At 56.2% G+C, this 15,569-nt stretch carries 11 protein-coding genes; 9 read left to right on the top strand and 2 right to left on the bottom strand.

Going from position 1 to position 15,569, the window contains the following annotated elements; translation table 11 throughout:
- Positions 1-739: 739 nt before the first annotated feature.
- Positions 740-1,357, top strand: coding sequence for a trimeric intracellular cation channel family protein (locus tag B498_RS04555; RefSeq protein ID WP_008502677.1), 618 nt, complete (start codon positions 740-742; stop codon positions 1,355-1,357).
- 113 nt (positions 1,358-1,470) lie between these two features.
- Positions 1,471-3,123: a phosphoethanolamine transferase gene (locus tag B498_RS04560; protein ID WP_008502676.1), complete on the top strand. Its 1,653-nt coding sequence runs from the start codon at positions 1,471-1,473 to the stop codon at positions 3,121-3,123.
- Here B498_RS04560 and ligB read toward each other — a convergent pair.
- Positions 3,120-4,790, bottom strand: a complete 1,671-nt coding sequence (gene ligB, locus B498_RS04565; RefSeq protein ID WP_008502675.1) for an NAD-dependent DNA ligase LigB — start codon at positions 4,788-4,790, stop codon at positions 3,120-3,122. The genes B498_RS04560 and ligB overlap by 4 nt on opposite strands.
- A 251-nt stretch (positions 4,791-5,041) precedes the next feature.
- Here ligB and gmk point away from each other — a divergent pair, with 251 nt between their 5' ends.
- From gmk to recG, 5 genes are read left to right on the top strand one after another with little or no spacing between them, the layout of a single operon-like run.
- The gene (gene gmk / locus B498_RS04570; protein ID WP_008502674.1) at positions 5,042-5,665 is read left to right on the top strand and encodes a guanylate kinase; all 624 of its coding nucleotides are present in this window, start codon (positions 5,042-5,044) and stop codon (positions 5,663-5,665) included.
- Positions 5,666-5,719: 54 nt separating this feature from the next.
- Entirely contained in the window at positions 5,720-5,995 is a 276-nt protein-coding gene (gene rpoZ, locus B498_RS04575; RefSeq protein WP_000135058.1) for a DNA-directed RNA polymerase subunit omega, read from the top strand.
- Positions 5,996-6,014: 19 nt separating this feature from the next.
- The gene (gene spoT, locus B498_RS04580) at positions 6,015-8,129 is read left to right on the top strand and encodes a bifunctional GTP diphosphokinase/guanosine-3',5'-bis pyrophosphate 3'-pyrophosphohydrolase (RefSeq protein ID WP_008502673.1); all 2,115 of its coding nucleotides are present in this window, start codon (positions 6,015-6,017) and stop codon (positions 8,127-8,129) included.
- Positions 8,130-8,133: 4 nt separating this feature from the next.
- Positions 8,134-8,823 (top strand): tRNA (guanosine(18)-2'-O)-methyltransferase TrmH, encoded by a 690-nt coding sequence (trmH, locus tag B498_RS22965; protein WP_021242410.1) that lies wholly within the window; start codon positions 8,134-8,136, stop codon positions 8,821-8,823.
- A 3-nt stretch (positions 8,824-8,826) separates the two neighbouring features.
- Entirely contained in the window at positions 8,827-10,908 is a 2,082-nt protein-coding gene (gene recG, locus B498_RS04590; protein WP_008502671.1) for an ATP-dependent DNA helicase RecG, read from the top strand.
- Positions 10,909-10,910: 2 nt separating this feature from the next.
- Here recG and gltS read toward each other — a convergent pair whose 3' ends face one another.
- Positions 10,911-12,113 (bottom strand): sodium/glutamate symporter, encoded by a 1,203-nt coding sequence (gene gltS / locus B498_RS04595; RefSeq protein ID WP_008502669.1) that lies wholly within the window; start codon positions 12,111-12,113, stop codon positions 10,911-10,913.
- Between the two features lie 225 nt (positions 12,114-12,338).
- Between gltS and xanP the strand changes: the two genes are divergently transcribed.
- Positions 12,339-13,730: a xanthine/proton symporter XanP gene (xanP, locus tag B498_RS04600; RefSeq protein WP_008502668.1), complete on the top strand. Its 1,392-nt coding sequence runs from the start codon at positions 12,339-12,341 to the stop codon at positions 13,728-13,730.
- Positions 13,731-13,849: 119 nt separating this feature from the next.
- The gene (locus B498_RS04605; RefSeq protein ID WP_008502667.1) at positions 13,850-15,544 is read left to right on the top strand and encodes an AsmA family protein; all 1,695 of its coding nucleotides are present in this window, start codon (positions 13,850-13,852) and stop codon (positions 15,542-15,544) included.
- Positions 15,545-15,569 lie beyond the last annotated feature (25 nt).

Here is a 15,569-nt window from a genome sequence, read left to right as displayed (position 1 = left end):
GAATGGTGCTCATTCTATTGCAGAAACCATACACCGTCAGTCTTCTTTTACCCCCCACTGCTCAATCACCTGCTTAAAGCTTTCCTTTAAGCCTAATTGTATCGGTTTGTCAGGTTGTTAGCGTCATAGGGCTTCAAATGGTGGCTATTTTGCCCCCGGAATACATCTGGTTTTGATAGGGACCATTGATTTTGGGAAAATACTTACTATCACCATTTTTGCAGTCAAGCGGTGTAGCATAAGGTCCAGGATGGATTGCTCTCATAGCAACTTGCCCTATGTCAATTAATAGCAGGCTATAGCTATTTATGGTGTCAAGATTTAGTTTACTCGTTGAACATGAAAGAGAGCTGTTCAAGAAGCATACACCCCATATGAAGATTCCTCTGCGTTGAACAAAAAAACAGCGTACTCAGCATAGCGTCTGTTTACAGTGTACTTAAGGGTGTAGTTACTCGAAAACAAGATTATAAAAAAACCTTAAAAATCAAAGCATATATAGCACCACTCAACATTCAGATCCAATTGAGTAATGCCTTATCGGGTGGTGTCGACGGCACCACCCATTATTATTTCTAATCCATTCCGGCACCTGATTTTGCGCGTCACCGCCTTTCATCAAGCTTATTCAACATCATTTGATAAAAATTTATAGGGGAAACGGAGTCGCCTTAGAAAAACTCAATCGTGATCTTGCGCACAAATCGCTAACCTCCCCCGCGTTTACACCGGAGGAAATATGCTGCTTCACATCCTTTATCTCATTGGCATCACCGCAGAAGCCATGACCGGCGCACTTGCTGCCGGACGTCGCCGTATGGACACCTTCGGCGTGATCATTATTGCTACAGCGACCGCGCTGGGCGGCGGCTCGGTACGCGATATTCTGCTGGGACATTATCCGCTTGGCTGGGTCAAACACCCCGAGTACGTCATTATCGTGGCGACAGCTGCCGTGTTAACCACCATAGTGGCGCCCGTCATGCCCCATCTTCGCCGCCTGTTTTTAGTCCTTGACGCTTTAGGTCTGGTGGTTTTCTCGATTATCGGAGCACAAATCGCGCTCGATATGGGGGAAGGACCTGTTATCGCTACCATTGCCGCCGTGGTCACGGGCGTATTCGGCGGTGTGCTGCGCGATATGTTCTGCAAGCGCATTCCACTGGTTTTCCAGAAAGAGCTTTACGCCGGAATATCCTTTGCGTCTGCCGTTCTGTATATTGCTTTACAACATTATGTTTCGAGCCATGATGTTGTGGTCATTGCCACGTTATTATTTGGCTTTACGGCTCGCTTGCTGGCACTGCGCTTAAAGCTGGGATTGCCTGTTTTTCATTACACGCAGGACACCCATTGAATTCTCAACAAAACCACAACAAAGTAGTAAAAAGCACTTTTTGTTATCTCATATAACCGGGCCAAACGCGATAAACTGTCGCATCTTTGTCCCCATAAACTTGCGTTAAAACAATGTCCTTTGCCAAAACGTCAGCCCTGATTATTAATAAAAAACTCAGCAGCCATTTTTTAATTTTGCTGCTCGTTTCCGTGCTGATTCAGTTATGGCCAGTATTTTTAACGCAACCTGCACGATTCGCAGTGCGCATTGCGATTTGTAATGCGCTTTTACTGGTTTGCGCCGCAGCAATCTTTCGCTCGCTTCCCGGCAAGATCCTCGCATTTTTTTTAACCGCCCTGCTCACGTTAAATTTTGCGATTGCTTACAGTACCTGGAGCGTCTACCAGAGCGAATTTAACACGGTATTCGCGATGAGTATTCTCGGCACTCACGTAGCCGAAGCGAAAAGCATGTCAGGTCTATACCTGCACTGTTTACCAGCCGCGTTTGCTTACTTTATTGTCACCTGGTTCGCAATCAAAGCAGCTAGCGAGCATGTTTCTTCCCGCGTCAAAACTATCGGCTTCGTTCTGCTTGCCGTTTATTTTGGCTGGTATTCGACGGCAAATTGGCTAAAAAAACGCCACGACCTTGAAGTTTATTATCCGCTAAGCTCCCGGATTTTAACCAATACGCCATTTTACACCGGCGCAGAGTTCATTATTGCCCATCGCGATAACGCGCTGGCGGAGAAAATTAGCCAGCACAGCGTCAATTATCCTGCGTTGCAGTATCATGAAACGGGCATCGAAAACTATGTTGTTATCGTGGGTGAATCCGCACGTCGCAGCAATATGAAGCTCTACGGTTTTCACCAGGATACCACGCCAGTGGAATCCTTGCTGGCGAAGGACTCCCTCATTTTTAGCAATGCTATTGCCCCTGCGTCAGCCACCGTGCTTTCCGTGCCGATGATATTAAGTAAAGCTGATCCAGACCACTTCACCACCGATAAGCTTGCTGACAATATCGTTAGCGTCGCTAAAAAAACGGGCTATCACACCGAATGGATTAGCGCCCAGGGTAATACAGGCAAGAGCAATAACTATATTGTGGCGATTGCCTCTATTAGCCATAAAGCCCAGTGGATTGACACCCGTTATGACACCGAGCTTTTACCTGCCCTGGATGAGGCGCTTAAAGCCCCCGGCAGGAAGTTAATTTTCCTGCATATCAACGGCAGTCATGAGATGGCCTGCGATCGGTATCCGCCATCCGCAAATATTCTGCATACCGGCAACAAGTATGAAGATTGCTACAATAATGCGATTCTGTTTACCGACTACTTCATTGGCGAAGTAGCTAAACGTCTGCAGGGCAGCGCATCCTCTCTGCTCTATTTTTCAGACCATGGGCTGGAAAAAAACCCGCAGCTGAACTCCATCTATATGCATGGCTCACGCAACCCAAGCAAAGAGGCTTACCAGGTCCCCCAGTTTATCTGGTATAGCCAGCAAGCCCTGAATGCTCAAAAAAGATCGGTGGGGTGGGTGCATGAAGCGTGGCCCACAGCAAGCAATTATGAGTTGATGTTGACGTGGCTTGGAATCACAACGGGTGTTGATCAATGCAGCTCGGTGCTTGCGGCGTGCTATCAGGCTCCCACACTTATCCCGGTAATTGATGGCGGCCGCCACATCTATGACTACGATCAGCTACGCGAAACCTTCAGTTCACCAGACAGACATACCCCCTGGCGCAAAGCTAAAGCAAGCTCGCTCTAAAATCCAGGCAGGCCCTGCTTGCCTAACCAGGATGCCAGCCCGGCAACGCCAGGGTCATGGATGAATGCAACAATTTGTCGCGCCTTCCTCTCTCCCGTTCCCGGCAGGCTTTGCCAGTTCTTTACGTTATGTCCACTCAGCGTTTGCCACGTTACGTTCCCCATCGCCTTCAGCGAAGCCTGTGTCAGCGGAACACCCAATGCCATGAGCCAGCGAATAAATGGCTTCTCACGCACCAGATTAAATCGATGCCAGAGCGCCAGCCCGCGCGCGGAGGAAAACCCAGGCGTAGCCTGCATTTGCGCCTGCGTTAATAACAGCCACGAAAAGAGGTGTTCAAAATGATGTGCCTGCCAGAGGGTGCGCCAGCCTGACTCGCCTAATCCTTCAATATCAAGCACCTGCTTTGAGCTGAGCCAGGTCAGTCGGGCAAAGAACTGTTCCATACATTCCGGAGAAGCATAGAAACAGCTCAGCGCATGATAATGCGAGGCTGGAGGCTCGGGTTTATGTCTGTCCGTCCCGCGCCAGACCACCTTATCAAACCGGGGAATACCCTGCCCGGCCAGGCTGACCTGGATCTGATCCCCTGAGGCAATATCCAGCCTCTGCCAGCGCTCAACCGAGCCCAGACTCACCCGCCGTACCTGTTTATCGTCCAGTTGCACAGGTTCCAGTGCGGCTACAACGGACATTTTGCCCGTTCGCCCCACGGAAAAATGAATATCACTCACCTCGGCCACCTGGGCTGCAGGCGCATATTTCCACGCAACCAGCCAGTTGCCTTCGCCCGGTAACCAGCCTTCCCCTGCGGGCGCATCCTCCGAACGCACCACAATGCCATCCGTGGCAAAGGGTAATCCGGTTACGTGCCAGGCGGCGCGCTGTTTCTCGACGGCATCAACAGAATCGGCGGGTAGTGTATACCGTGCCGACAGCGTAAAACCGGCCTGAGACAGTTCAGCTAAAGATGTCTGCATATCTTTCGGCCCATCCGGCCAGGCCCAGATGAACACGCCGATCTTGCTCAAAACTGAGTTATCCTTTTGCCGCATCATCGCCCCCGCCACCTTTGCGCGAGCGTTCATCCCGCCCATTTGCCGCTGAATGTGATTGTCGCTTAGCCAGAAAAGCTCGCCCTGTAAGACGCTGTTCGCGAGCTTGCCGGTGAGCTTTTGCGGAATAGTCGGGATCAAACGCACCTTCCCGGTCCAGTCTTCCCCTTTCAGGCCATCACCACGACTGATGGCCTGGGTTAACGTTCCGTCACGATAGACCAGCGTTACCGCCACACCGTCAACTTTGGGCTGCATCCACAGATGCTGCCGCGCACGCATCCACTGTCTCAACTCCTCTTTGCTGGCCACTTTATGTACGCCCGTATGGGCAACAGGATGTTTTACGCTTCCCACCAGCGCAGGGAGTTTCTCCTCTGAAGGCTCACTGCCAAAACAGTGCTGCCACTGCATTAAGCGCCCGTTAAGCTGGTCGTAAACTTCGTCGTTGACCTCGCTCACGCCCTGCTTCCAGTAAGCGTCATCCCAGCGTTTGATTTGCGCGCTTAACGACGCCATCTCTTTCTCAGCTTTTGCCTGCGACCACACCGGGCACACCGCCGCGCCATAGCCACTCCACAAGAGCATTAACCCGCTTATCCATCGCCACATTGCTACCCCTCCTTTGTGTTGCAGGAGGTATATCCCGATGCCAGAAACAACGCTAACGGCAACTAATCACAATGCGAGACGCTATCCGGTATTTCTTTGGGTTGCTGAAAACCACAGATAAAACCTGAAAACGGCACGCAAAATTCAATAATCCAGGGGAAAAAGTGTGACAAAGGCTACGTCACACGGCAGTGACGTGTATAATAAGCCCGTATGTAGGACTTCTTCGTTAACACATACAAAAGACTCTCATGGCTCAAGGCACGCTTTATATTGTTTCTGCCCCTAGTGGCGCGGGTAAATCCAGCCTTATTCAGGCACTGTTAAAAACCCAACCGTTGTACGACACACAGGTTTCTGTTTCTCACACCACGCGTCAACCGCGTCCGGGTGAAGTGCACGGCGAACACTATTTCTTTGTGGATCACGACGAGTTCAGAGCGATGATCGGCAGAGACGCGTTTCTTGAACATGCGGAAGTATTCGGTAATTACTACGGTACCTCGCGTGAAACCATTGAGCAGGTTCTGGCCACGGGCGTGAATGTGTTCCTGGATATCGACTGGCAGGGTGCACAGCAAATTCGCAAGAAAATGCCTGACTCGCGCAGTATCTTTATTTTACCGCCATCGAAAGATGAGCTGGATCGCCGCCTGCGTGGCCGCGGTCAGGACAGCGAAGAAGTCATCGCAAAGCGTATGGAACAGGCTGTTGCAGAAATGAGCCATTACGCGGAATATGATTACCTTATTGTGAATGATGATTTTGATGCCGCACTGAGCGATCTCAAAACCATTCTTCGTGCAGAACGTCTGCGTATGAGCCGCCAGAAGCAGCGACATGACGCATTAATCACCAAACTGTTGGCAGACTGAACCCACTTTCAGTATCATGCCCAGTCATTTCTTCACCTGTGGAGCATTTTAAGTATGGCACGCGTAACTGTTCAGGACGCTGTAGAGAAAATTGGTAACCGTTTTGACCTGGTGCTGGTCGCCGCGCGTCGCGCTCGTCAGATGCAGGTAGGCGGTAAAGATCCGCTGGTACCGGAAGAAAACGATAAAACCACCGTTATTGCACTTCGCGAAATCGAAGAAGGTCTGATCAACAACCAGATCCTCGACGTGCGTGAGCGCCAGGAGCAGCAAGAGCAGGAAGCCGCAGAACTGCAGGCCGTAACCGCTATTGCTGAAGGTCGTCGTTAATTAAACCTGCGGGTCGCCCTTGTATCTGTTTGAAAGCCTGAATCAACTGATTCAAATCTACCTGCCTGAAGACCAGATTAAGCGTCTTCAGCAGGCGTATCTCGTTGCACGTGACGCTCACGAGGGCCAGACACGTTCAAGCGGTGAACCCTACATCACGCACCCGGTAGCGGTGGCCTGTATTCTGGCCGAGATGAAACTCGACTACGAAACGCTGATGGCCGCGCTGCTGCACGACGTGATTGAAGATACCCCTGCCACTTACCAGGACATGGAACAGTTGTTTGGCAAAAGCGTTGCCGAACTGGTGGAAGGGGTTTCTAAGCTTGATAAGCTGAATTTCCGCGACAAGAAAGAGGCGCAAGCCGAAAACTTCCGCAAGATGATTATGGCGATGGTGCAGGATATCCGCGTCATTCTCATCAAACTCGCTGACCGCACCCACAACATGCGCACGCTGGGCTCACTTCGCCCGGATAAACGTCGCCGCATTGCCCGTGAAACCCTCGAAATCTACAGTCCGCTGGCGCACCGTTTAGGTATTCACCACATTAAAACCGAGCTGGAAGAGCTGGGTTTTGAAGCGTTGTACCCGAACCGCTATCGCGTGATTAAAGAGGTGGTGAAAGCCGCACGCGGCAACCGTAAGGAGATGATTCAAAAGATCCTCTCTGAAATCGAAGGGCGCTTGCAGGAAGCGGGAATTCCGTGCCGCGTCAGCGGTCGCGAGAAACACCTGTACTCCATCTACTGCAAAATGGTGCTCAAGGAGCAGCGTTTTCACTCGATCATGGATATCTACGCCTTCCGCGTCATTGTCCATGACTCGGACACCTGCTATCGCGTGCTGGGGCAGATGCACAGCCTCTACAAACCGCGTCCGGGGCGGATGAAAGATTACATCGCCATTCCAAAAGCGAACGGCTATCAATCTTTGCACACCTCGATGATCGGGCCGCACGGCGTGCCTGTTGAGGTGCAAATTCGCACCGAAGACATGGACCAGATGGCAGAGATGGGTGTTGCCGCGCACTGGGCCTATAAAGAGCACGGTGGCGAAAGCAGTACGACCGCACAAATCCGCGCCCAGCGCTGGATGCAGAGCCTGCTGGAACTTCAGCAGAGTGCGGGCAGCTCGTTTGAATTTATCGAGAGCGTGAAATCCGATCTCTTCCCGGATGAGATTTACGTTTTCACCCCCGAAGGTCGCATTGTCGAACTCCCTGCGGGTGCAACGCCGGTCGACTTCGCTTACGCCGTGCATACCGATATCGGCCATGCCTGCGTGGGCGCGCGCGTCGACAGACAGCCTTACCCGCTGTCTCAGCCGCTCGCCAGCGGCCAGACGGTGGAAATTATTACCGCACCGGGCGCACGTCCGAACGCGGCCTGGCTAAACTTTGTCGTGAGCTCCAAAGCGCGCGCTAAAATCCGTCAGCTGCTGAAAAATCTCAAGCGTGATGATTCTGTCAGCCTGGGGCGTCGTCTGCTCAACCACGCGTTGGGCGGCAGCCGTAAGCTGGCTGAGATCCCACCGGAGCATATCCAGCGCGAGCTCGACCGTATGAAGCTCACGTCTCTTGACGATCTGCTGGCGGAAATTGGTCTGGGCAACGCCATGAGCGTCGTGGTGGCGAAAAACCTGCAGCAGGGCGAAGCAATACCTTCTGCGCCAGGCGCATCCGGCCATGCTCATCTGCCAATCAAAGGCGCGGACGGGGTGCTGATCACCTTCGCAAAATGTTGCCGTCCAATTCCAGGCGACCCGATTATTGCGCACGTCAGCCCAGGTAAAGGGCTGGTTATCCACCACGAATCCTGTCGTAACATTCGCGGCTACCAGAAAGAAGCCGAGAAGTTTATGGCGGTCGAGTGGGATAAAGAGACGGCGCAGGAATTTATCACCGAGATTAAGGTGGATATGTTCAACCACCAGGGTGCCCTGGCGAACCTGACGGCAGCGATCAACACTGCCTCTTCCAATATTCAAAGCCTGAATACGGAAGAAAAAGATGGCCGCGTGTACAGCGCCTTTATTCGTCTGACCGCCCGCGACCGCGTGCATCTGGCGAATATCATGCGCAAGATCCGCGTCATGCCGGACGTGATTAAAGTCACCCGTAACCGAAACTAGTGGTATGAATTCACAACGTTACGCGCGGATATGCGAAATGCTCGCCAGGCGTCAGCCTGACCTGACGGTCTGCATGGAGCAGGTCCATAAACCGCATAACGTCTCTGCTATCGTCCGTACCGCCGATGCCGTCGGTGTGCATGAAGTGCACGCCGTCTGGCCGGGTCACCGGATGCGCACCATGGTTTCGGCGGCGGCAGGCAGTAACAGCTGGGTTTCCGTCAAATCTCACCAGACAATTGGCGATGCCGTTTCGCACCTGAAAGGGCGCGGGATGCAGATCCTTGCCACTAACCTGTCCGCTAAAGCCGTGGATTTTCGCGAGATCGACTACACTCGCCCGACCTGCATTTTGATGGGTCAGGAGAAAACCGGGATCTCACAGGAAGCGCTGGATCTGGCGGATCGGGACATCATCATTCCGATGATCGGCATGGTCCAGTCTCTCAATGTCTCCGTGGCGTCCGCGCTCATTCTGTATGAAGCGCAGCGCCAGCGTCAGAACGCCGGCATGTACGAGCGTAGCAACAGTATGCTGCCGGAAGATGAACAGCAGCGCCTGCTGTTTGAAGGCGGTTATCCGGTGCTGGCTCGCGTTGCGAAGCAGAAAAAATTGCCTTACCCCCACGTCAACGCGCAGGGCGAAATTGAAGCCGATGCCGAGTGGTGGGCCACCATGCAGTACGCCGGGTAAGCGATGAAGGGCCGCCTGCTGGATGCTATCCCGCTCAACAGCCTGACGGGCGTGGGCGCGGCGCAAAGCAGTAAGTTGGCCAAAATTGGCCTGCACACCGTGCAGGATCTCCTGCTTCACCTCCCCCTGCGTTATGAAGACCGCACCCAGCTTTATAAGATTGGCGATCTCCTTCCCGCCATTTACGCCACCGTTGAAGGCGAAGTCCTGAACTGCAACATCACCTTCGGCGGACGCCGGATGATGACCTGCCAGATCAGCGACGGCACCGGCATTCTCACCATGCGTTTCTTCAACTTCAGCGCGGCAATGAAAAACAGCCTGGCGACAGGCCGCAGGGTGCTGGCCTATGGCGAAGCCAAACGCGGGAAGTACGGCGCAGAGATGATCCACCCCGAGTACCGCGTGCAGGGCGATCTCAGCACGCCGGAACTGCAGGAGACACTTACCCCGGTTTACCCGACGACCGAAGGCATCAAGCAGGCCACGCTGCGTAAGCTTACCGATCAGGCGCTGGAGCTGCTGGACACCTGCGCCATTACCGAGCTGCTGCCACCCGAGCTGGCGCAGGGCATGATGAGCCTTCCCGAAGCGCTGCGTACCCTGCACCGTCCGCCGCCCACGCTGCAGCTCAGCGACTTAGAAAGCGGGAAACACCCAGCCCAACGGCGTCTTATCCTTGAGGAATTGCTGGCGCATAACCTGAGCATGCTGGCGCTTCGCGCGGGCGCGCAGCGTTTCCACGCTCAGCCCCTAAGCCCGCGTGATGAGCTCAAGGATAAGCTGCTGGCCTCCCTGCCGTTTAAACCTACCGGTGCGCAGGCGCGCGTCACCGCCGAGATTGAACGCGATATGGCGCTCGACGTGCCGATGATGCGCCTGGTACAGGGTGATGTAGGCTCCGGTAAAACGCTGGTTGCCGCCCTTGCAGCCCTGCGCGCCATTGCCCACGGTAAACAGGTCGCGTTAATGGCGCCGACCGAGCTGCTGGCGGAACAACACGCCAACAATTTCCGCGCCTGGTTCGCGCCGCTGGGGATTGAAGTGGGCTGGCTGGCAGGAAAACAAAAGGGCAAAGCGCGCCTTGCGCAGCAGGAAGCCATCGCCAGCGGGCAGGTGCAGATGATTGTCGGCACGCACGCTATCTTCCAGGAGCAGGTGCAGTTCAACGGCCTTGCGCTGGTGATTATCGATGAACAGCACCGCTTCGGCGTGCATCAGCGTCTGGCGCTGTGGGAAAAGGGACTGCAGCAGGGCTTCCACCCGCATCAGCTGATCATGACCGCCACGCCGATCCCGCGCACGCTCGCGATGACGGCTTACGCCGATCTGGATACCTCCACCATCGACGAACTCCCCCCGGGCCGTACGCCGGTCACGACGGTTGCCATTCCTGACACGCGTCGCAGCGATATCATCGACCGCGTGCGCAACGCCTGCACCCACGAAGGGCGTCAGGCCTACTGGGTTTGTACCCTGATTGAAGAGTCGGAACTGCTGGAAGCGCAGGCTGCCGAAGCCACGTGGGAAGAGTTAAAGCTCGCCCTGCCGGAGCTAAACGTGGGTCTGGTTCACGGACGCATGAAGCCCGCTGAAAAGCAGGCGGTGATGCAGTCGTTCAAACAGGGCGAGCTGCATTTGCTGGTCGCGACCACGGTCATCGAAGTGGGCGTGGATGTGCCGAACTCCAGCCTGATGATTATCGAAAACCCGGAGCGCCTGGGCCTTGCCCAGCTCCACCAGCTTCGCGGGCGCGTCGGCCGTGGCGCGGTAGCGTCCCACTGCGTCCTGCTCTACAAAGCGCCGCTCTCGAAAACCGCCCAGATGCGTTTGCAGGTGCTGCGCGACAGCAACGACGGTTTTGTGATTGCGCAAAAAGACCTGGAGATCCGCGGACCCGGTGAACTGCTGGGCACGCGTCAGACGGGGAATGCAGAATTCAAAGTCGCGGATTTGCTGCGCGATCAGGCCATGATCCCCGAGGTTCAGCGCCTCGCCCGCCACATTCATGAACGCCACCCCGAACAGGCGGCAGCGTTAATTGAGCGCTGGATGCCGGAAACCGAACGCTATTCCAACGCCTGATTTCAGGCGAACATCGGCAGCATCAGGTAAAGCTTAATCACCAGCGCGTTGACGATATCAATAAAGAACGCCCCGACCATCGGCACCACCAGAAACGCCATGTGCGATGGCCCGAAGCGTTCGGTGATCGCCTGCATGTTGGCGATAGCCGTTGGGGTTGCCCCCAGACCAAACCCGCAGTGACCCGCCGCCAGCACCGCCGCATCGTAATTTTTGCCCATCATGCGCCAGGTGACAAACATGGCGTACAGCGCCATAAACAGGGCCTGCACCGCCAGAATCGCCACCATCGGCAGCGCCAGGGAGGCCAGCTCCCACAGCTTGAGGCTCATCAGCGCCATCGCCAGGAACAGCGAGAGGCAGACGTTGCCGAGCACCGACACCGCCCGTTCAAACACGCGGTAAAAGCCCATCAGCGCCAGGCCGTTGCTCAGAATCACCCCGATAAACAGCACGCAGACAAACGTCGGCAGCTCAAACGCGGAGCCCGCCAGCCATTGCGCAACCACTTTGCCCACGGTGAGGCAGATGGCGATCATCGCGATGGTTTCAATCAGCACCAGCGAGGTAATACTGCGCCCAACGTCAGGCTTTTCAAAGGCGGTCGGTACCAGCTCGTCGTCCGGCCTGCCGTCCGGCGTGGTGGAGTGCTTCACCAGATAGCGCGCCACCGGGCCGCCAATCAGGCCACCCAGCACCAGGCCAAAGGTGGCACAGGCCATCGCCACTTCCGTTGCATTTTCAAAACCGTAGCGCTCGACGAACAATTTACTCCACGCCGCCCCGGTACCATGACCGCCTGACAGCGTAATCGACCCCGCCAGCAGCCCCATCAGCGGATCCAGCCCCAGCAAGGTCGCCATGCCGATGCCAATGGCGTTTTGCATCAGCAGCAGCCCCACCACCACAATCAAAAATACGCCGAGCACCTTACCGCCCGCCCGCAGGCTTGCCAGGTTGGCGTTCAGGCCGATGGTGGCAAAGAAGGCCAGCATCAGCGGGTCTTTCAGGGACATGTCAAAATCGATTTCCCAGCCCATGCTTTTTTTGAGCACCAGCAGGGCCAGCGCCACCAGCAGGCCGCCAGCGACAGGTTCAGGAATGGTGTATTTTTTCAGAAGGGAAACGCTATGTACCAGCTTACGGCCAAGCAGTAACACCAGCGTTGCGGCAACAAGGGTCGACAACGTATCGAGATGAATCATAGAAGGCTCCTTTTTTGCGCGTGTTCCATACACACGCGGCGTTATCCTGGGCCGGTTTGCGCTCTTCATGAGCTTCCGGCGCAAAAAGTGTAATTTTTTTTCCTCATCGGATGTAGAAAACCTGCTCACAGCGGCAGATTTTCTTGTCTTTTTTTGCTGGCAATCGTTTGCTTTTACCAAGTGGTCAGATAAAATGCCCGCTTTTCCACCGTGGGATTGCCGCCGATGTCCGTTAACACCATAGAGTCGCCTGATGCGCAACCGATTGCGCAGAAGCAAAATAGCGAACTGATTTACCGCCTTGAAGACCGCCCGCCGCTGCCGCAGACGCTTTTCGCCGCCTGCCAGCATCTTCTGGCGATGTTTGTTGCGGTGATCACCCCGGCGCTGCTGATCTGTCAGGCGCTCGGTTTACCGGCGCAGGACACGCAGCACATCATCAGCATGTCTCTCTTCGCCTCCGGCGTGGCCTCGATTATCCAGATTAAAGCGTGGGGTCCGGTGGGGTCGGGTTTACTGTCGATTCAGGGCACCAGCTTTAACTTTGTGGCGCCGCTGATCATGGGCGGTACGGCCCTGAAAACCGGCGGTGCGGATGTCCCGACCATGATGGCGGCGCTGTTCGGCACGCTGATGCTGGCCAGTTGCACGGAGATGGTGATCTCCCGCGTTCTGCATCTGGCTCGCCGCGTCATCACCCCGCTGGTTTCCGGCGTCGTCGTGATGATTATCGGCCTGTCGCTGATTCAGGTGGGCCTCACCTCCATCGGCGGCGGCTATGCCGCGATGAGCGACCACACCTTCGGCGCGCCAAAAAACCTGCTGCTGGCGGGCGTCGTGCTGGCCATCATTATTCTGCTTAACCGCCAGCGTAACCCATACCTGCGCGTCGCCTCGCTGGTGATCGCCATGGCGGCAGGCTACCTGCTGGCGTGGGCGCTGGGCATGCTGCCGGAGAACACCGCGCCAGCCAACAGCGCGCTGATCACTGTCCCTACGCCGCTGTATTACGGCCTGGGCATTGACTGGGGTCTGCTCCTGCCGCTGATGCTGGTCTTTATGATCACCTCTCTGGAGACCATCGGCGACATCACCGCCACCTCCGACGTCTCCGAGCAGCCCGTTTCCGGCCCGCTGTACATGAAGCGCCTGAAAGGCGGCGTGCTGGCGAACGGTCTGAATTCGTTTGTCTCTGCGGTCTTCAATACCTTCCCGAACTCCTGCTTCGGTCAGAACAACGGCGTGATCCAGCTGACCGGCGTGGCCAGCCGCTATGTCGGCTTCGTGGTGGCGCTGATGCTGATCGTCCTCGGCCTGTTCCCGGCGGTGAGCGGCTTTGTGCAGCACATCCCTGAGCCGGTGCTGGGCGGTGCAACGCTGGTGATGTTCGGGACGATCGCGGCCTCCGGCGTGCGTATCGTCTCCCGCGAGCCGCTGAACCGCCGCGCAATCATGATTATTGCGCTGTCGCTGGCCGTCGGTCTGGGCGTTTCTCAGCAGCCGCTGATCCTGCAGTTTGCCCCGGACTGGGTGAAAAACCTGCTCTCTTCCGGCATTGCCGCGGGCGGTATCACCGCTATCGTGCTGAACCTCGTTTTCCCGCCTGAAAAGAACTGATCCCCTTCACGGCAGGCAGTCAATGTCTGCCGTGACATCTATTTACACCATTCCCGCCTTGAGGATTGCGCATAAATCGTGCATAACTCCCTTATGTGCGTTTTGCGGGATGGAAGACCATGAAATTTATTGGAAAGCTACTCGTCTATCTTCTGGTAGCCCTGCTCATTGTGATACTGGCGCTCTATATTCTGCTCCAGACCCGCTGGGGCGCGACTCAGGTCAGCAGCTGGGTAACGGTGAATACAGACTACGAGCTCAGCTTCGACAAGATGAATCACCGCTTTTCGTCACCATCCCACATCATTCTGGAAAACGTCACCTTCGGCCGGGACGGTAAACCCGCCACGCTGGTGGCCAAAAAAGTGGATATCGGCCTCAGCAGCCGCCAGATAACCGATCCGCTGCACGTGGACACCATCACCCTGTTCGACGGCACGCTGAATCTCTCCCCCCAGACCGCGCCGCTGCCCTTCCAGGCGGATCGCCTGCAGCTGAACAATATGGCCTTTAACAGCCCGAATACCGAATGGGATCTGAGCGCGCAGAAGGTGACGGGCGGCGTCAGCCCGTGGCAGCCGGAAGCGGGCAACGTGCTGGGTAATCACGCGCAGATCCAGATGAGCGCAGGCTCGCTGACCCTCAACGGCGTACCGGCCACCAACGTGCTGATTGAGGGCCAGCTTAACGGCAAGGAAGTGGTGCTGAATACGATCGGCGCCGATATGGCCCGGGGCTCGCTCACCGGCTCGGCCCTGCGCAACGCCGACGGGAGCTGGATTATCGACACCATGCGCCTGAACGAGATCCGCCTGCAGAGCGATAAAACGCTGACGGCGTTCTTCGCACCGCTGGCCACTATCCCCTCTCTGCAGATTGGTCGTCTGGACGTGACCGACGCCCGGCTTCAGGGCCCGGACTGGGCGGTGACCGACCTCGATTTAAGCCTGCGCAACCTGACGCTGAGCAAAGGTGGCTGGCAGAGCCAGGAAGGCCGCCTGTCGATGAACGCCAGCGAGTTTATCTACGGCTCGCTGCATCTGTTTGACCCGATCCTGAATGCGGAGTTTTCCCCGCAGGGCATGGCGCTGCGCCAGTTCACCTCCCGCTGGGAAGGCGGCATGGTGCGCACGTCCGGTAACTGGCTGCGCGACGGTAAAGCGCTTGTGCTGGACGATGTCGCCATTGCCGGGCTGGAGTATACCCTGCCGCAAAACTGGAAAGCGCTGTGGATGGCGCCTCTGCCGGAATGGCTGAACAGCGTCACGCTGCAAAAATTTGGCCTGAGCCGCAACCTGGTGATCGACATCGATCCCGCCTTCCCGTGGCAGATCACCTCTCTGGACGGCTATGGCGCAAACCTGCAGCTGGTGAAAGATCGCCAGTGGGGCGTCTGGGGCGGCAGCGCAACCCTGAACGGCGCGGCGGCGACCTTTAACCGCGTGGATGTGCGCCGTCCGTCGCTGGCGCTGAATGCCAACGCCGCCACGGTGAATATTACCGACCTGAGCGCGTTTACCGAGAAAGGTATTCTGGAAGCCACGGCGACCGTTTCCCAGCTGCCGCAGCGGCAGACCACGGTGAGCCTCAACGGGCGCGGCGTTCCGCTCAGCGTGCTGCAGCAGTGGGGCTGGCCTGCGCTGCCGATTGCAGGTGACGGCAATATTCAGCTCACCGCCAGCGGCAGCGTGCAGGCCAGTGCGCCGCTGAAGCCAACGGTGAATGGGAAGCTGAGCGCGGTGAATATGGATAAGCAGCAGGTAGAGCAGACGATAACGGGCGGCGTGGTGTCGGCGATGGCGCCGGCACAGTAAAAAGCCGGATGGCGGCTTCGCCTTA

Origin of the sequence: Enterobacter sp. SST3 (assembly GCF_000286655.1) — a bacterium.
Lineage (GTDB): Bacteria > Pseudomonadota > Gammaproteobacteria > Enterobacterales > Enterobacteriaceae > Enterobacter > Enterobacter roggenkampii.
The sequence above is the reverse complement of the archived record's forward strand: the minus strand, read 5'-3'. Positions and strand labels throughout refer to the sequence as shown.